This window comes from Bifidobacterium boum, from assembly GCF_000741535.1.
Lineage (GTDB): Bacteria > Actinomycetota > Actinomycetes > Actinomycetales > Bifidobacteriaceae > Bifidobacterium > Bifidobacterium boum.
The window spans coordinates 156,384-171,914 of sequence record NZ_JGYQ01000007.1 but is presented as its reverse complement, the minus strand read 5'-3'; the positions used below and the strand labels follow the sequence as shown (position 1 = coordinate 171,914).

General features: G+C 60.2%; 12 protein-coding genes, 1 tRNA gene and 1 pseudogene. 6 read left to right on the top strand and 8 right to left on the bottom strand.

Features of this window, described 5'->3' with window-relative positions; translation table 11 throughout:
* Window position 1 precedes the first annotated feature (1 nt).
* The 5 genes from BBOU_RS02230 (at window position 2) to BBOU_RS02200 (ending at window position 6,618) form a co-directional block, all read left to right on the top strand.
* Window positions 2–673: an ATP-dependent Clp protease proteolytic subunit gene (locus BBOU_RS02230; RefSeq protein WP_026502573.1), complete on the top strand. Its 672-nt coding sequence runs from the start codon at window positions 2–4 to the stop codon at window positions 671–673.
* Window positions 674–789: 116 nt separating this feature from the next.
* Window positions 790–2,232 carry an ATP-dependent Clp protease ATP-binding subunit ClpX gene (gene clpX, locus BBOU_RS02225; protein WP_026502572.1) on the top strand — a complete coding sequence of 481 codons (1,443 nt, stop codon included), beginning with the start codon at window positions 790–792 and terminating at the stop codon, window positions 2,230–2,232.
* A gap of 128 nt (window positions 2,233–2,360) precedes the next feature.
* Window positions 2,361–2,434: transfer RNA gene (locus tag BBOU_RS02220), tRNA-Arg, on the top strand.
* Between the two features lie 1,976 nt (window positions 2,435–4,410).
* Entirely contained in the window at window positions 4,411–5,805 is a 1,395-nt protein-coding gene (locus BBOU_RS02205; protein ID WP_051616647.1) for a Na+/H+ antiporter NhaA, read from the top strand.
* 42 nt (window positions 5,806–5,847) lie between these two features.
* Window positions 5,848–6,618, top strand: a complete 771-nt coding sequence (locus BBOU_RS02200; protein WP_051616667.1) for an LOG family protein — start codon at window positions 5,848–5,850, stop codon at window positions 6,616–6,618.
* An 85-nt stretch (window positions 6,619–6,703) separates the two neighbouring features.
* On the opposite strand, the gene BBOU_RS02195 is transcribed toward BBOU_RS02200, so the two are convergent.
* The 3 genes from BBOU_RS02195 to BBOU_RS02185 form a co-directional block, all read right to left on the bottom strand.
* A complete protein-coding gene (locus BBOU_RS02195; protein WP_026502570.1) occupies window positions 6,704–7,372 on the bottom strand; it encodes an O-methyltransferase in 669 nt (222 codons plus the stop codon).
* Between the two features lie 69 nt (window positions 7,373–7,441).
* Window positions 7,442–8,362 (bottom strand): succinate dehydrogenase/fumarate reductase iron-sulfur subunit, encoded by a 921-nt coding sequence (locus BBOU_RS02190; protein ID WP_026502569.1) that lies wholly within the window; start codon window positions 8,360–8,362, stop codon window positions 7,442–7,444.
* A gap of 53 nt (window positions 8,363–8,415) precedes the next feature.
* Window positions 8,416–10,335 (bottom strand): FAD-binding protein, encoded by a 1,920-nt coding sequence (locus BBOU_RS02185; protein WP_026502568.1) that lies wholly within the window; start codon window positions 10,333–10,335, stop codon window positions 8,416–8,418.
* Window positions 10,336–10,426: 91 nt separating this feature from the next.
* Between BBOU_RS02185 and BBOU_RS02180 the strand changes: the two genes are divergently transcribed.
* On the top strand, window positions 10,427–10,768 hold the full coding sequence (locus BBOU_RS02180) for an MGMT family protein (protein WP_026502567.1): 342 nt from the start codon (window positions 10,427–10,429) through the stop codon (window positions 10,766–10,768).
* Here BBOU_RS02180 and BBOU_RS09495 read toward each other — a convergent pair.
* The 5 genes and pseudogenes from BBOU_RS09495 to BBOU_RS02160 all read right to left on the bottom strand — a co-directional run bounded on the left by BBOU_RS09495 (window position 10,743) and on the right by BBOU_RS02160 (window position 15,302).
* Window positions 10,743–11,453 carry a DNA-processing protein DprA gene (locus tag BBOU_RS09495; protein ID WP_274518411.1) on the bottom strand — a complete coding sequence of 237 codons (711 nt, stop codon included), beginning with the start codon at window positions 11,451–11,453 and terminating at the stop codon, window positions 10,743–10,745. The genes BBOU_RS02180 and BBOU_RS09495 overlap by 26 nt on opposite strands.
* Window positions 11,454–11,508: 55 nt before the next feature.
* A pseudogene (locus BBOU_RS09490) lies at window positions 11,509–11,787 on the bottom strand (DNA-processing protein DprA); the annotation flags it as partial.
* A 496-nt stretch (window positions 11,788–12,283) separates the two neighbouring features.
* The gene (locus tag BBOU_RS02170) at window positions 12,284–13,816 is read right to left on the bottom strand and encodes a YifB family Mg chelatase-like AAA ATPase (protein ID WP_026502565.1); all 1,533 of its coding nucleotides are present in this window, start codon (window positions 13,814–13,816) and stop codon (window positions 12,284–12,286) included.
* A complete protein-coding gene (locus tag BBOU_RS02165; RefSeq protein ID WP_026502564.1) occupies window positions 13,816–14,283 on the bottom strand; it encodes a YraN family protein in 468 nt (155 codons plus the stop codon). The genes BBOU_RS02170 and BBOU_RS02165 overlap by 1 nt, the downstream gene beginning before the upstream one ends.
* A gap of 110 nt (window positions 14,284–14,393) precedes the next feature.
* On the bottom strand, window positions 14,394–15,302 hold the full coding sequence (locus tag BBOU_RS02160) for a bifunctional hydroxymethylpyrimidine kinase/phosphomethylpyrimidine kinase (RefSeq protein ID WP_051616645.1): 909 nt from the start codon (window positions 15,300–15,302) through the stop codon (window positions 14,394–14,396).
* Window positions 15,303–15,531 lie beyond the last annotated feature (229 nt).

Sequence of the window (15,531 nt, the reverse complement as noted above, 5' to 3'; positions counted from 1 at the left end):
TATGGCAAGTGAAGAGGCACGATTCGTCCAGCGCGCCCAGCGTCTGGCCGGCCCTCAGGGCATCGGAGGCTACCAGCCGCAGGACCGGTATGTGCTGCCGCAATTCAGCGAGCGGACGCCATACGGCATGAAGACGCAGGATCCGTATACCAAGCTGTTTGAAGATCGCATCATCTTCATGGGCGTGCAGGTTGACGACACGTCGGCTGATGACATCATGGCCCAGCTGCTGGTGTTGGAAAGCCAAGACCCGAATCGCGATGTGATGATGTACATCAATTCACCCGGCGGTTCGATGACAGCCATGACCGCGATTTACGACACCATGCAGTACATCAAGCCGGATGTACAGACCGTGTGTCTGGGGCAGGCGGCTTCCGCGGCGGCGATTCTGCTTGCCGCCGGCACCAAGGGCAAGCGCATGATTCTGCCGAACGCGCGTGTGCTTATCCACCAGCCCTCCATTGACCAAGGCTTCGGCAAGGCTACGGAAATCGAAATCCAAGCCAAGGAAATGCTGCGTATGCGCGAATGGTTGGAGACAACCCTGGCCAAGCACACCGGGCAGGACGTTGAGAAGATCCGCAAGGACATCGAAGTCGATACGTTCCTGACGGCTGAGGAAGCCAAAGAGTACGGCATGGTCGACGCTGTGCTTTCCCCGCGCAAGTAAGCCGCAGGAAACTGTAATTACGCGAGACATACCCCCGACGGCAACGTTGGGGGTATGCTCGTTATGAGGTGTTCCAAGCCGTGAATCACAGTCGTTGACCGCACGAAGGAGCTGTTATGAGCCGAGTGATCAGCTATCAGGATGATATCCAGCAATGCTCGTTCTGCGGGAAAACCGAACGACAGGTACGCAAACTCGTCGCCGGTCCTGGTGTAGCTATTTGCGATGAATGCATCGCCCTATGCGTTGATATGATCGGGGAGGAGCAGCGCCGCGAAGCCGCCGATCATGCACTCGAAGTGCCGACGCCGGCACAGATCGCACAATACCTTGATACGTATGTCATCGGGCAGCCCGAGGCGAAGCGGACACTGTCGGTTGCCGTGTACAACCATTACAAGCGCGTGAACATGGAGCTTCAGGAGTCCGCTGCAAGCTCGGCCAAGGAGCAGTTGGAACGCCTGCAAGGCTCCGGCAAGGTCAGCCGGCTGCCTGACCCGCTTGCCGATGTGCGTGTGGCGAAATCGAATATTCTCATGCTCGGACCGACGGGCGTCGGGAAAACATATTTGGCGCAGACGCTCGCCCATGTCATGCACGTGCCATTCGTCATCGCTGACGCGACCACGTTAACGGAAGCCGGGTATGTCGGCGACGACGTGGAAACTGTGCTGCAACGGCTGATTCAAGCGGCGGACGGTGATATCGAACGGGCTCGCCACGGCATCATCTACATCGATGAGATCGATAAGATCGCCCGCAAGAGCGGGGAGAACACGTCAATCACACGGGATGTCAGCGGCGAGGGCGTTCAACAGGCGCTGCTGAAAATCCTTGAGGGCACGGTCGCAACCGTACCCATGGAAGGCACGCGCAAACATCGTGAGCAGGAGAGCGTGCACATCGACACGCGTGACATTCTGTTCATCTGCGGCGGCGCGTTCGTGGGACTGGCGGATATTGTCGCGTCAAGAATCGGCGCCCACGAGAGCGGGTTCAGCGCATCCTGGCATGATGTTGAGCTGACAGGCGATGAGTTGCTTGCCCAAGTCAACGCCGACGATTTGGAAGCATTCGGTTTGCTGCCCGAGTTCATCGGCAGACTGCCGGTGATCACCACCTTGCACGCGTTGGGACAGGAAGACCTTGAGCGTATTCTCACCGATCCGTCGAACGCGCTGATCAAGCAGTATCAGAAACTGTTCATGGTTGATGGGGTTCGTCTTGATTTCACGCAGGCGGCGATCGAAGCCATTGCGGCGACGGCGATTCGTCAGGGAACTGGTGCCAGGGGATTGCGGTCGATTATCGAACGCGCGCTCGAGGATACGATGTATGACCTGCCGCAATGGCGGGATGTCGCGCGCGTGGTTGTCGACGCCGACGCCATTGACGGGACCGGCAGGCCTATCCCATTGGCGCCCGGTCAGCGTTTTTCGGATGTGCGTGAACGGATGCGCTTGAGCGTCGTCGGCGGGGATGATGGCGCGCCGACTGCCGATATCGCCATTGTTCGCTCTGATGATGATGCGCACCGTGATGGTCCGCGCCGGGCATAAGACACGATGACAAGGCCCAACCCTTGTCCCGTAAGGCGACACGCCGTAAGTTGGCGTTCCGGGAGGCGTGCTGTATAGTAATGGAGTTGCCGGAAACGAGCTGAGCAATCAGCGCGAAGAAAGCACATGCGCCAGTAGCCCAATGGATTAGAGCAGCTGACTACGGATCAGCAGGTTGCAGGTTCGAATCCTGTCTGGCGCACAGATAAGCCCTCGGAATCCCGAGGGCTTTTGTGTTTCGTCGCCCACCACCGTGGAATCGGGTTATGGGGGTTATAGGCCAACACGTGTGTCCGGTGGTGGGGCCGGGCGTATAGGGAAACGTGGTGCTGTGGACTTCGTTGTCGACTATCCGACGTGCCTGTTGCGGATACGGAATCCTGGCTCGACAGCGGAGCCGCCCCGGTAGCATTCCTGTAATCCTGTATCACGATTGCGATGCGGCCGTTTCCCCTTTTCCCTTATACGCCCGCCAGAACCGTCTGCCGACGCTGAGCCGGCTGTCAGTGTCGGCAGAGGCGTCTGCTCTGATGCTGGGGTAACCGTCAGCGTCGTCAGAAGCGTTTGCTGACGCTGGGATTACCGTCGGTGTCGGTGGAGGTGTCTGCTGATGCTGGTGTGGTTGTCGGTGTCGGTGGAGGCAGGGGAGGCTGGGATTGGGGCGGTGGCGTGTGGATGATGCGGGAGAACTGTCGGGATTTCCCGGTTCGTGCCTGTTCTCCCGTATCCGGCGTGGGAGTTTGCGGGAATCCGGCGTCCTTGCGGATATTGTCCCAACGGGAACGTTGGAAATCCGCGGTTCCTGAAAATCGCCCTTGAAACCGCCGACGGGAGAACACCCTAGAAACCGTAAATCCTCGATGAACTCCCACGAAACCACGGGACTTTACAACTAAGCTGCCGATTCGCGGAGAATCTCCCACAACGGGAGATATAGACACACATGTGTGTCCGGCGGTGGAGCGATCGAGAATGCTCGGAAAATTGACTGCAAGCATGCGCCACATGCATTGCGGGTTCGGTTCCAATAATCAAGGAATCATCGAAGATAATCGACGCAAGAAGAGAACGACATCCCGGGATACTGCTCGGGGCGCGGCGAAAGCATCGACCAGCAGCGAAGCGACGGAGCCCATCTGTCTGAGGAAGGATACGAGGATCGTCTATGAGTCCGACACCAGAACCATCACACGCCCCTTATCCCGACCAGCCCCATTCTGGAACTTCCGGGATTCCTGCAATGCCGCAAGGCCAAGCAGCAAAACCAGTGCCGTCGCAACGTCCGGCAATGCCACCGCTGCCAATGCGACCACAAGATTCCGCAATGCCGCAACGTCCCGCACCAAGGCCGACGGGTTCCTACAGCGCTTCCACCGTCAACCACATCACGCCGCGTTCCTCCACATCCTATACTCCAGAATCACGCGATACCGTCCACAGGCCCCTATTCGATTCCGGGTTTTCGGCCGGCTCCCGTTTACCGCATGCCTGCTCAACGCGTCACATCCCCGGAAATCACACGCCAATGCCATTATCGCCATCGTGCTTGTTGCCGCATTTGTGGTACTTGCGGTGGGTACCGTTGCCGCGAAAAACCGGCAGATCAAGGAGCATGAAGCCGTAACGAAGCAATCGAAAATCGTCTATGACAATGCGATACAAGTGACAGAACGAACCGTGATAAGTTCTATGTCAATACTGCGATTACAAGTTATCCCGATGTGTTGTCCCACTTGTATTTTCTCGCTACCGTCAAGCATGAGCTATCGCATCGTTCGATGCTCATCACATGCGGAACCACGGAACCCATCATCGCAGGTGACCGCTATGAGGGTGTGACGAGCGCTTACGCGGTTCTCTTCTTCGGTGCGAATGAGCAGGTCTTGAATTCCGCAGTGATACCAGTCATCAACGATCCGAATGAGTCACAGGAAACACGCGATGCCGCGGCAAAAATATCTCGTCGACGATCAGGGTAAAGCGATTGCGCGTCAGATTCATGATGAACGCAAGTGCAGATGACCGAATCCCGTTTCCGAGCCATTCGCCGCGACGGGCATTCACATCGCGCCAAACACACCGGTGTCAGCTCCGGGCGGAACAAGCAGCGCACGATTTTTTACAATGGTGCTGTATGGTTTTGCCGAATGCCCAAGCATGGACTGACGAAGGAGCGATATGACACAACGACGCGGGGTTTGGACAACTATCAGGCGCATTGCCGCCTCCGATCGCATATCCGGTCTGATTATGCTCGGCTTCGCGCTGCTTGGCTTGTTGCTCGCGAACCTGCCTTGGACCTTCCACGGGTTTGAAGCTGTAGCCGAATACACCATCGGCATCCCCGGCACCAATCTGGTTCTGCCGATCAGCCACTGGGCACAGGATGGCCTGCTCACGGTGTTCTTCCTCATGGTCGGTTTGGATCTCAAACAGGAGCTGACCACCGGTTCGCTGGCCAATCCCAAAGCGGCGGCCGTACCGATGTTGTGCGCTGTGGGAGGCATGCTGGTTCCGCCGATCCTGTTCATCGCGGTGATCAGCCTGTACTCGCAGTTTGCGCCGCCGGCTGCCGGCAGTATGACCATCGCGACTGGTGCTGTCGTACCGTTTGGCACGGCATCGCACGGATGGGCGATCCCGACGGCTACGGATATCGCGTTCTCGCTGACCGTGCTCGCCTTGTTCGCCAAAGCGTTGCCAGGGTCGATCAGGGCGTTCCTGATGACGCTCGCCACGGTCGATGATTTGCTGGCCATTATTCTGATCGCCGTGTTCTTCTCCTCACTCAACGGCTGGTATTGGTTCCTTGGCATCGCGGCTTGCGCTGTCGCTTGGTATCTGCTGGTTCGCCGCAAGCGCGTGCCATGGCTGGCGGTGGGGGCCGTCGGCATTCTCGCATGGGTCATGATGTTCGAAGCGGGTATCCATCCTACGCTCGCCGGTGTGCTGGTGGGGTTGCTCACTCCGGCGAGGGAAATGTACGGCGAGGCGTCTCCTCGGGCGGAACGCTACCATGACAAGTTGCAGCCGTTCTCGGCGCTGCTGGCGTTGCCGATCTTCGCGCTGTTCGCCACGGGCGTGCATCTCGGCTCACTGTCCGCGCTGCTGTTCGTGTCGCCGATTGTCATCGGCATTGTGGTGGCTTTGGTCGTCGGCAAACCGTTAGGCATCATGCTTACCGCATGGTTGTCGACGCGTTTCACAGGGTTGAGTATGCCGAAAGGGCTCCACGTTCGGGATTTATTCCCGGCGGCCTGCGCATGCGGCATTGGTTTCACCGTGTCGTTCCTGATCGCGACACTCGCCTACAAGGATGCCGAATTGTCTGCTGAAGCGCGATTCGGTGTGCTGATGGCATCCTTGCTGGCTGCGGTGATATCCGGCATATTGCTCAGCCGACAATCCAAGAAGTATGAGCAACTCGCCAAGTCCGCTCCGCAAACGTCAACCCTTCCGGTGCGTGATCAGGATGCAACCGCGGAAGCTGTCAGTGTGCTGTCTGATGGTACGGAAGTCGTCAGCAGCACGCTGTTCCCGGACAAGCATGATCATGCCACCCATCAGCAATAATCCACCTACCACGTACGTAAGGAGCGTACCCCGATGACAGATATGACGGAACCTTCGACACCGGCATCGCAAACCAGCCAAGACGAGACGGACGATCAAATGACCTATATGTCCGGCCCGGTCATGCTGCGCGGCCGGATGATCCCCGAAGAGAGCGCCACTGCGAATCTGCTGCGCGAAAACCAGCCTACCGACTGGCTGCATATGGATCCGTGGAGAGTGCTGCGCATCCAAGCGGAATTCGTCGACGGGTTCGGCGCGCTCGCGGAACTCGGCCCGGCGATCAGCGTGTTCGGATCCGCTCGCACATCCCGTGATGATCCTGCCTACCATGCTGCGCGGATTATGGGCGGGAGAATCGCCAAAGCCGGGTATGCGGTCATCACCGGGGGAGGGCCGGGCATTATGGAGGCCGCGAACCGTGGCGCTTGCGAGATGAACGGCAAGTCGGTCGGCTTGGGTATAGAACTGCCGCATGAGCAGGGGCTCAACGAGTGGGTGAATCTCGGGATGAGTTTCCGGTACTTCTTTGTACGCAAAACCATGTTCATGAAATACTCGTCGGGTGTTATCGTCTGCCCCGGCGGCTTCGGCACGCTGGACGAAATGTTCGAACTGCTCACGCTCGTCCAAACGCACAAGGTCAAATCCATGCCAATCGTCTTGTTCGATACGGCTTACTGGCGTGGGCTGTTTGACTGGGTGACGACAACGGTTGAGGAGCGGCATATGATTTCGCCGCTTGACCCGCATTTGGTACGGTTCACTGATGATGCGAATGAGGCGGTGGATATGGCGCTCGGCGGGCGCTGACAGTGTGAACGACTTGCACGTGATGCGTCTAAGGCAGGCTCCGGCCGGCTTGTATATCATGTGCAAGCCGGCCGGAGCTGGAGTGTCAGCGTTTTCGTGCCAGCAGCAGACCGGTCCCGCTGAAGGTGAGCGTACTGTCGAAACGGTCATCCGCTTCGACATCGTCAAGCAATTGCCGCACAATATCGGCTTTCTTGCTGTGGTTATCCGGGTCAAGCACCCCGTCGTCCTCCTGCCGGGCGAGCGCGAGCATGTCGGTGAATACGACCATGCCGCTGTGCTTCAACAGCCGCGGTGCTTGAAGATACGCCGCAGGATAGTTGTCCGCATCGCCGGAAACGACGATAAGATCGTAATCTTCTGCGTTCAATCGAGGGAGGAACACGTGGGCTGGCGCGTTCACCGCCCGCAAAGTCGCTTGGGTGCCGTCCGGGACGCCACGCAGCAGGGTGCGGATCAGGGCGATGCCTTGCACGGATGAATCAACGGTGGTTACTTGTCCACGCTCGCCAAGGGCGTCAAGAAGCTGTATGGTTTCGACAATGGTTCCGGTGCCGATGACAATCACCGATGTCGCGTCTATCCAACGGGCGAGAGCCCCCAGCAGTGCTGTCTGTGCGGCTGAGCTTTGTGGCAATCCCGCTTCGGCGGCACGAAGGCGCGCCTCCTGAAGAGCGGGGGATTGCCGTTCCAATGCATGGTTTTCAATGTAAGACCATGCTGCGGTGAACGATGACGGTGAGGTGTATTCCATGACGTGTGTCCCCATTACATAACAGTGCCCCGGCATGCGGGGCAAGTCCAGTGTACCGCATGCGAGCGGTCACTGGCGTTCTTTGACCTTGGCGATGAGCTGCCAAATCTCCTCACCCACGTCGATGCCGCGCGGGCATTGACGCGAGCAGGCGCGCACCGACTGGCATGCCGCAATACCGTCGGCGGTGTCGATTGCGTCCATTCTGGCATCGGCAGCGGTGTCGCGTGAATCATTGATGAAGCGTGAAGCGGTGATAAGGGCGGCCGGACCGATGAACGCTTCGCCGCCAGCGAACACGGGGCAGCTGCCTTCGCATACGCCGCATGCGATGCAATTGCTGAGTGTCTCGTACGCGGCAAGCTGTTCGGGCTGTTGCAAATATTCGAAGACATCGACATTGCCGTCCTTCGTGGTAGCGAGCTTACCGCTTGCTTGAAGGTAGGGTTTGAGCCGTTTGATCTGTTCGAGCATCGGATCGATATCGGCGATCAGGTCACGCTGGACGGGGAATCCCGGCAACGCAGCCAATTCGATGACACCGAGGGAGTTGCCGCCCTGCACTGGTGCGGGCGACGCATCGTCAGCGCTTGCGGTCTTACGGAACCCGTCATCATCGATTGCCGCTTGACGGTCTGGAGTCGCCCAGTCTTTGACTTTCGCCGTGCACAGCAGCGTGGGAGTGCCGTTGACTGCTACGGCGTCCGAGCCGCACATGCCGTGGCCGCACGAGTAACGGAATGCGAGACTGGGGTCTTGCGTGCGTTTGATGGTGAGCAGACAGTCGAGAATCGTCGTGTCCGGAAGCACGGACAGCTCATAATCCTGAACCCATTGCTTGCCTCGAGGCCGACGGGCACTCGAAGAGCCGAAGGGCGAGCTCTGCTTGGCGAACGGGCTGCCGGAACGAGAACGGTTGCGTTCAGCGCGCGGGGTGAACCGATGCACGCGAAGTGTCACCAAGGCACGAGTCTCGTCATTGCCATTCATTGCCAGCCTCCTGTTGTCCGAACCGAATATAGTGTGCCACAACCAGTGCCCGATTAATAGTCACGCCGCTGCGGGGGCATATCCACAATATGCACAGGCTGCCATTGCACTGCACCGTCGCGCGATGTCATCGAATGAGCGAGATAATGCTCATCGTCGCGTTCCGGATAATCAGTGCGCTTGAGCGAACCGCGTGACTCGTGACGTGCGTCGGATGCGCATAACACCGTGCGGGCAAGCTCCAGCATATGCCGGACCTCCCAAATCGCGGTGATTTCCTGATTGAACGCCGGCGCGTCACTGTGCGTATGCAATGCGCGTGCGCGTGTGGCGAACTCGCCGTCAACCAGTTGGAGTGCGGCATCGATACTTGCACTGTCGCAGCGTACTGCGAGCGCGCGTTCCATCGCGGCCCCAAGATCGGCGAGCAGCTGATACGCGTTGTCGTCTTTCGTCGCTGGCTGCTGGGGCGTGGATTCGGCGTCAGCGCGGTCATCGGCTTCGCCGCCAGCCGTCAACAGGGTTTGCAGTTCGTTGCGACGTGCCTTGGCTGCTGCTGCAACAGCATCATCGGACGGGCTTGCGCCAGTCGTTTCGTCGTCCGTCGTGCTGTGGACGGTCACGGTGTCGTCCGTTCCCATCGTGTCGGCGATGCGCGACGCCAATGCGGCTCCCGCCCGATTGCCGAACAGGCACGCATCCAACAGGGAATTGCCTCCAAGCCGGTTCGCACCATGCACGCTGACGCACGAGCATTCGCCGGCAGCGTACAGTCCGGCAACCGGACGGCGTTCACCGTCAACCCACGTGTACACTTCACCGTCGGTGGTGATGGGAATACCGCCCATCGTATAGTGGGCGGTCGGCTTGACCGGCACAGCCTGTTTGGTCGGGTCGATGCCGGCATACTCTTTGATGGTTTCCACAACCTGCGGGAGAACGGCATGCATGTGATCAGGGTCAATACCGGTCATATCCAGCCACACACAATCGTGCGGACCTTGCGGATCCTTCGGATCGGGAACACCACGGCCGGCATCGATCTCAGCCATAATCGAGCGGCTGACCACATCGCGGGCGGCAAGATCGGCATGCTCCGGCGCGTAGCGTTGCATGAACGCTTCGCCATCACTGTTGCGCAGGACACCGCCTTCAGCGCGGGCCGCCTCCGAAATCAGGATGCCGGTATGGGCGAGCCCGGTGGGGTGGAACTGGACGAATTCGCTGTCCTCAAGCTGCAAACCCGCTTCAAGAGCAAGCGCCATGCCGTCACCGGTCAGATCCCACGAATTCGACGTGGTGTGGAACAGTCGGCCGGCACCCCCTGTGGCGAGTAGCACGTTGTGCGCGTGCAACGCATGCACGGTGCCGGTGTGCGTGTCATAGGCGACCACGCCTTGCACCTGCGTGCGGTGTTCGTTAAGAACAAGATCGGTGACATACCATTCTTCGGCGAATTCCACGCCTTGCGCCACACACTGCTGCCAGAGCGTGTGAAGGATCTGATGGCCGATCCGGTCCGCTGCATAGGCGGCGCGGGGCACCGGCTGCTGGCCGAACTGTGCGGTATGGCCGCCGAATTTGCGTTGCGCGATATGCCCGTCCGCGGTGCGTGAGAATGCGACGCCGGAACGTTCCAGGTTGATGACGGTGGCTGGGGCTTCCTGGGCGAGCAGCTGGGCTGCATCCTGGTCGACCAGCCAGTCGCCGCCTTTGACGGTGTCGTAATAATGCCAATGCCAGTCGTCCTTGGCGACGTTGCCAAGGCTTGCGGCGATACCGCCTTCTGCGGAACCGGTATGCGAGCGCAGCGGTTGCAGTTTGGAGATCACCAGAATCTTCGGTGTTGTTCCCGATTGGATCATCGCGGTGATGCGTTCGGAACGCAACAGGCCGAGTGCGGCGGATAATCCGGCGGCGCCGGCTCCCACAATCAGGGCATCGTACATCTGTTCCACATGTTTCGGACTCATACTCTTGATTCTCGCACAAGGCAGGACGAAGCATGGCATTTGCGGGGCATCGCGAGGTGAACCGTACGGGATGCGGGTGGATAATAGCGGTATGTGTGCATCGTTCAACGACCATGTGTATGACATCGTCAAACAGATTCCGGCGGGATGCGTTGCCACGTACGGGCAGGTGGCGGCGCTCGCCGGTAAGCCGCGTAACGCACGGGCTGTCGGGTACGCGTTGCATGCCAATCCTGAACCTGGGGTGATACCGTGCCATCGGGTGGTGTTCCGCGATGGTTCGCTCGCCCCAGGGTTCGCGTTTGGCGGTCCCGACCGGCAGCGTGCCCTGCTGCGAAGCGAAGGCGTGACGTTCGTGGAGCCTTGCGAGCGTGGCAATGCCGGGGCGCCGGGGTTGCGGGTTGATCTCAGCCGCTGCCAGTGGCACGCTTGACCCCGCCGGCGGTGTGTTCGACCATGCCGTCGAGTTCCAGCAGCCCCAATGCGGTGAGTATATCCTGGACGGCTGGTGTCGTTGCATCATCGTGCATCAGCGTTTGATGGAGGTCTTCGAGTCGCATGGGTTGGTTGCCGAGTGCGTTCAGGATGCGCTCCTGTAATCCATCCGATGGGGAGCGCTCCTGCGTGTCGCTCGATTGCGTACGTGCTTGCTGCCCGACTGTTCCGGCGGTGTCGCTGCGGGCGGTGTCTGGATAGGCGGGGGCGTGCTGGCTGTGGCAGATGTCTTCCACGGATTCGTAGCTGGCCAGCAGTTGCGCTTTGCCGTCGGCGATGAGACGGTTGCATCCGCTATTGCCCGGCGTGGTGATGTCGCCGGGGATTGCGTAGATTTCCCGGTTGAGCTCGCTCGCCCATGTCGCCGTGTTCAATGCTCCTGACCGTTGGCGTGCTTGGGCGATGACCACGGTGGACGCGAGGGCGGCGATGATGCGATTGCGCAGCAGGAACCGGTGGGCTTGCGGAATCGTGCCGGGGAAGAGCTCGCTGAGCAGGATACCCCCGGTATCGACGATCGCGTCGAAGAGCAGCTGGTTGCTTCGCGGTCCGATATGGGTCAGCCCGCCGGCGAACACGGCTACGGTCGCTCCGGCTGCGCCCCCCATCTGTTCGCGGGGCACGGATGGCGCCCCAATGCGCGGCGGCATCCGTACCCATCGCGCCTCCGGACACCACCGTGTGACCGTCGGCTGCCGCATGGCGGGCGAGATGATGGGCGACTGTACGGCCATAGTCGTTGACGCCACGCGACCCGACAATCGCCAACGGCCTGTCACAAGCCTGCAATGCGGGAGCGTACCCCATGCCCCACAAGCACAAGGGGGCCGCCCAATTCTTCCGGATCGGCAAATCATCAATCTGGCGGGGCCACCATGGGCTGTCCGGGCCGATAATCCAAAACCTGCCGTGTCCGGTAGCGGCCTCAAGGAGCGGCTGCGCGAACACCGGCGGCATCGGGACGCCGCCAGTATGGTCATCCAACCGCCACGGCATGTGGCCAACACCCATGGTTGTGGCTCCAAGCTGCTCGAACAGCCGGTACAGCCGGCCATGCCATCCGCTCAACGATTTGCGGAACGCCCCCATCGCCCGCCCATCCACGCGGCAGCCCCACCGTGCGGTGCCTGCCGCAAACCAGGATTCCAATTGTCTGACAGCCAAGCTGTGCAGCCCATCATGGGCGTGCGGCGACCATGGGGCGCTGCAATACAATGCGGACAGCACGCTCCACGCGTCCGGCGCACCTTTCAGCGTCGCGAACATCAACGCGTCGGCACTGTCCACGGTGAAGGTCAACGCCGCACGGGCGAGCGTGTCATCACTTGGCGGCAGGGTGCCGTCAATCCGGCTGGAAGCTTGCCACGGGCAATCCGATACCCCCATACTGGTCCTTTCCTGTCGATAACGATGCTATGGAATACAGCCTGAAACAGTTAGACCTGCCAGGCAATTAGGCCATACGCGTCCGTAACGCGATACCCTGGGCCATGTCCTGCCGGTCCGGGGACATTTTGCCCTGCATGTCGGCAAGCGTCCACGCCAACCGCATCGCACGGTCGGCGCCCCGCAGACTCAACCGTCTCGAATCCAAAGCCCGGTTGACCAGTTCAATGGCCTGACGCGACGTGTTGGCGCGCAGCCACACGCCATCAGCTTGCGCGTTGCATGACCAGCCTTGTGCTCGGAAACGTTCCGTCGCACAATCCCGGGCCTGAATGACTTCCTGCCGCATCGACGCGCTGTCCTTGCCGTCCTTGGGCAAGACGCCGGCGACAATCTCATTGATCGGGGGCACCTCCACCTGAATGTCGATCCGATCGAGAATCGGACCGGATAACCGGGAGAAATACCGGACCCGGTCGCGTTCGCGACACGTGCAGCGCTCGCCGGTACCGTACGCGAAGCCGCATGGGCAGGGGTTCGCCGCCATAACCAGTTGGAATCGTGCCGGATACCAGGCGGTGCCTTTCGCTCGGGATAAGGCGATGCACCCGGATTCCAACGGTTCACGAAGGGTTTGCAGGGCGCGGGCGGCGAATTCGGGCGCCTCATCCATGAACAGGATGCCACGGTGGGCTCTGGTGATCGCGCCCGGTGTAGCGATACCGCTGCCGCCTCCTACGAGCGCGGCGGCGGAAGCACTATGATGTGGTGCCTCATACGGTGGAATATCACTGATTCCGAATCGCGGCAGCGTGCCGCACAATGAGCGTACCGATGCGACTTCCAACTGTTCGTTCTCATCCAACGGGCGCATGATGCCGGGAAGACGGGAAGCGAGCATTGTTTTGCCGGCGCCGGGAGGACCGACCAGCAGCGCGTGGTGTCCGCCGGCGGCCGCGATTTGCAACGCCCATTTCGTGTGATCCTGACCGATCACTTCCGCCATGTCACCCACCGGGGGCATGGCCATGGCGTGCCCATCGTCCGCGGTGTGTTCCGGCAGATCGGAAAGCGTGTACCGTGCTTCACCGCCCAGCAGTTCAATCAGCTCGCCGACGTGCCGCACGCCGGTCACCGCGATATCCGTCACCAGTCGGGCTTCATCAGCGTTTGCTTCCGGGACGATGATCCGGTTCATGCCGCATGCTTTGGCGTGCAGTGCAGCGGGAAGCACGCCGGGTACCGGCAGTACGCTGCCGTCAAGGTTGACTTCGCCAAGCATGACGGTCCGTGCCAGGGCGTCACCGGTGATTTTCCCCGCCGCGCCCAATACGCTCGCCGCGATTGCCAGATCATGCGCTGAACCGCGTTTGGGCATGGATGCGGGGGAGAGGTTCACCGTCACCCTGGTTTGCGGCCATTCAAAACCGGCGGCTTGACACGCGGACTTGACCCGTTCGCGGGCTTCGCTCAGTGACGCGTCAGGAAGCCCGATGATGGAAAAGTAGGGCAATCCTTGGGATACGAACGCCTGCATGTGTATGGTGAAGGCGCGCAATCCGAGGAAGCCGACAGATGAGGCGCTGCCGATCCGTACCATCAGAACGCCCCGCGGATATGCTGCACATGGATATCGCCGTCGCGGATTTCAATGCTGACGACATCGAAACGGATTGCGCGATAATACGGGCGATCATCATGATGCTCACTGAGCCATAGGCGGCCGGTTTTCCGCAACGCCGCCTGTTTGCCGGCATGCACCGCTTCTTGTGGAGTGCCGAACCGGGATGACCGTCTCGTCTTGACCTCCACGAAGACGAGCGTCAAATCGTCGGCAAGCATGATCAAGTCGATTTCGCCGTACCGTGTACGCCAATTACAGGCGAGAAGATGCCAGTTGTCGGCGATCAACGTGTACGCGGCGTACTGTTCGCCGGCCGTCCCCAGTGTTTTCGCCGACGTGGACGGCTCAAGCAGGGTCGCGCGGGCACGTTCGATGGAGTCGGTGACTTGCGTGTGCGCGTGTGGATAGCTGCAGGATGATGATAGTGGGTTGGTGTAGTCCATGCCGCTATTGCATCATGCATCGAAGCTGTGCCGCCAGCCCGCCGGGGCAATGTGGTCAGAAGATGATGAACCTTGATATTACACTGTTTTCACCTTGTTGTACCGCTGGTTCAGCTGTTGACCAGGCCGGTGAGATCGCCAAGATCGAGTTCGAAATTCACACCACGCTCCTCATGATGCGGCTGGTCGATGGTATGCAGCATCGCATGGCGGACGAATTCGCCGGCGATCCTCGCGGATTGGGCCAAGCCCCGTCCCGCCATGATTGCCCCGCACATGGCGGAAGCATAGGCGTCACCGGTGCCATGGGTCATATAAGGAAGCTTGTCGTGTACGAGCTCGCGCTTGCCCGCGATACCTGTGGAAGCGCTCACCACGTAGTTGCGCAGCGTGCCATCCCCGCGATCGATGCCTTTGAGCACGATGTTCTTGGCGCCCAAAGCGAGCAGGGCCTCGAGCATGTCGTCAACCTGCCCGTCGTCGAGATTCTGCCCCGGATAGTCCTGACCGGTCAGGATGCTCGCCTCGGTCAGATTCGGCATGAGCACGTCGGCGCCATCAACCAGTTCGCCCATGGCTTGGCATAGTTGCGCCGTGTATGTCGGATACATCTCGCCGCCATCGCCCATCACCGGATCGACCAAGCGCAACGCATGCGGGTATTCCCGGTACAGCCGCTTGATGATGGCGACCTGATCGGCCGATCCCAGAAAACCGCTGTACACGCCGTCAAGATCGACGTTCTCCTGCCGCCACGCGTCAAGGTAACCCTCCAGAATATCGGTCGTGTCATGCATGGTGAAGACCCGGTACCTGGTATGTGCGGAGAACAAGGCGGTCGGCACGGGGCACACGTCGCATCCCGCCGCCGACAGGATCGGAATCGCGGCGGTCAGCGAGCATTTGCCGTAGCCGCACATATCGTGCACCGCGGCCACGCGGGGAATGTACTTCGGATCGCGCTGGTAGAGCGTCACGTCTGGGGTGATTGCATCATTGGTGGTCGTGTTTTGAGTCATGGGAAGCCTTTCTGCGCGCCGGCTTGCGGCCGCGTCGTCAACGACTGTAGTCTGCGGCCTTGTCCTGCCGGCTTTCGTCCCGGTTCTGTGCCGTCCATCGGTGTCGCGTTCCCGTCGCACGCCCGGCGTGTCGCGTACGTTCAGGCAAGTTTTTCGCTTCGTTCGATGTTGCTGATTCCCTTGATTTCAAGCTTGATGAAGTGGTTATAGCTAAGCGCGATAACAACGC

Bases quoted from the DNA above. Each gene is read 5' to 3' on its own strand.
- BBOU_RS02230 (WP_026502573.1), top strand. From the start codon at position 2: ATGGCAAGTGAAGAGGCACGATTCGTCCAGCGCGCCCAGCGTCTGGCC.
- clpX (WP_026502572.1), top strand. From the start codon at position 790: ATGAGCCGAGTGATCAGCTATCAGGATGATATCCAGCAATGCTCGTTC.
- BBOU_RS02205 (WP_051616647.1), top strand. From the start codon at position 4,411: ATGACACAACGACGCGGGGTTTGGACAACTATCAGGCGCATTGCCGCC.
- BBOU_RS02200 (WP_051616667.1), top strand. From the start codon at position 5,848: ATGACGGAACCTTCGACACCGGCATCGCAAACCAGCCAAGACGAGACG.
- BBOU_RS02195 (WP_026502570.1), bottom strand. From the start codon at position 7,372: ATGGAATACACCTCACCGTCATCGTTCACCGCAGCATGGTCTTACATT.
- BBOU_RS02190 (WP_026502569.1), bottom strand. From the start codon at position 8,362: ATGAATGGCAATGACGAGACTCGTGCCTTGGTGACACTTCGCGTGCAT.
- BBOU_RS02185 (WP_026502568.1), bottom strand. From the start codon at position 10,335: ATGAGTCCGAAACATGTGGAACAGATGTACGATGCCCTGATTGTGGGA.
- BBOU_RS02180 (WP_026502567.1), top strand. From the start codon at position 10,427: ATGTGTGCATCGTTCAACGACCATGTGTATGACATCGTCAAACAGATT.
- BBOU_RS02170 (WP_026502565.1), bottom strand. From the start codon at position 13,816: ATGGTACGGATCGGCAGCGCCTCATCTGTCGGCTTCCTCGGATTGCGC.
- BBOU_RS02165 (WP_026502564.1), bottom strand. From the start codon at position 14,283: ATGGACTACACCAACCCACTATCATCATCCTGCAGCTATCCACACGCG.
- BBOU_RS02160 (WP_051616645.1), bottom strand. From the start codon at position 15,302: ATGACTCAAAACACGACCACCAATGATGCAATCACCCCAGACGTGACG.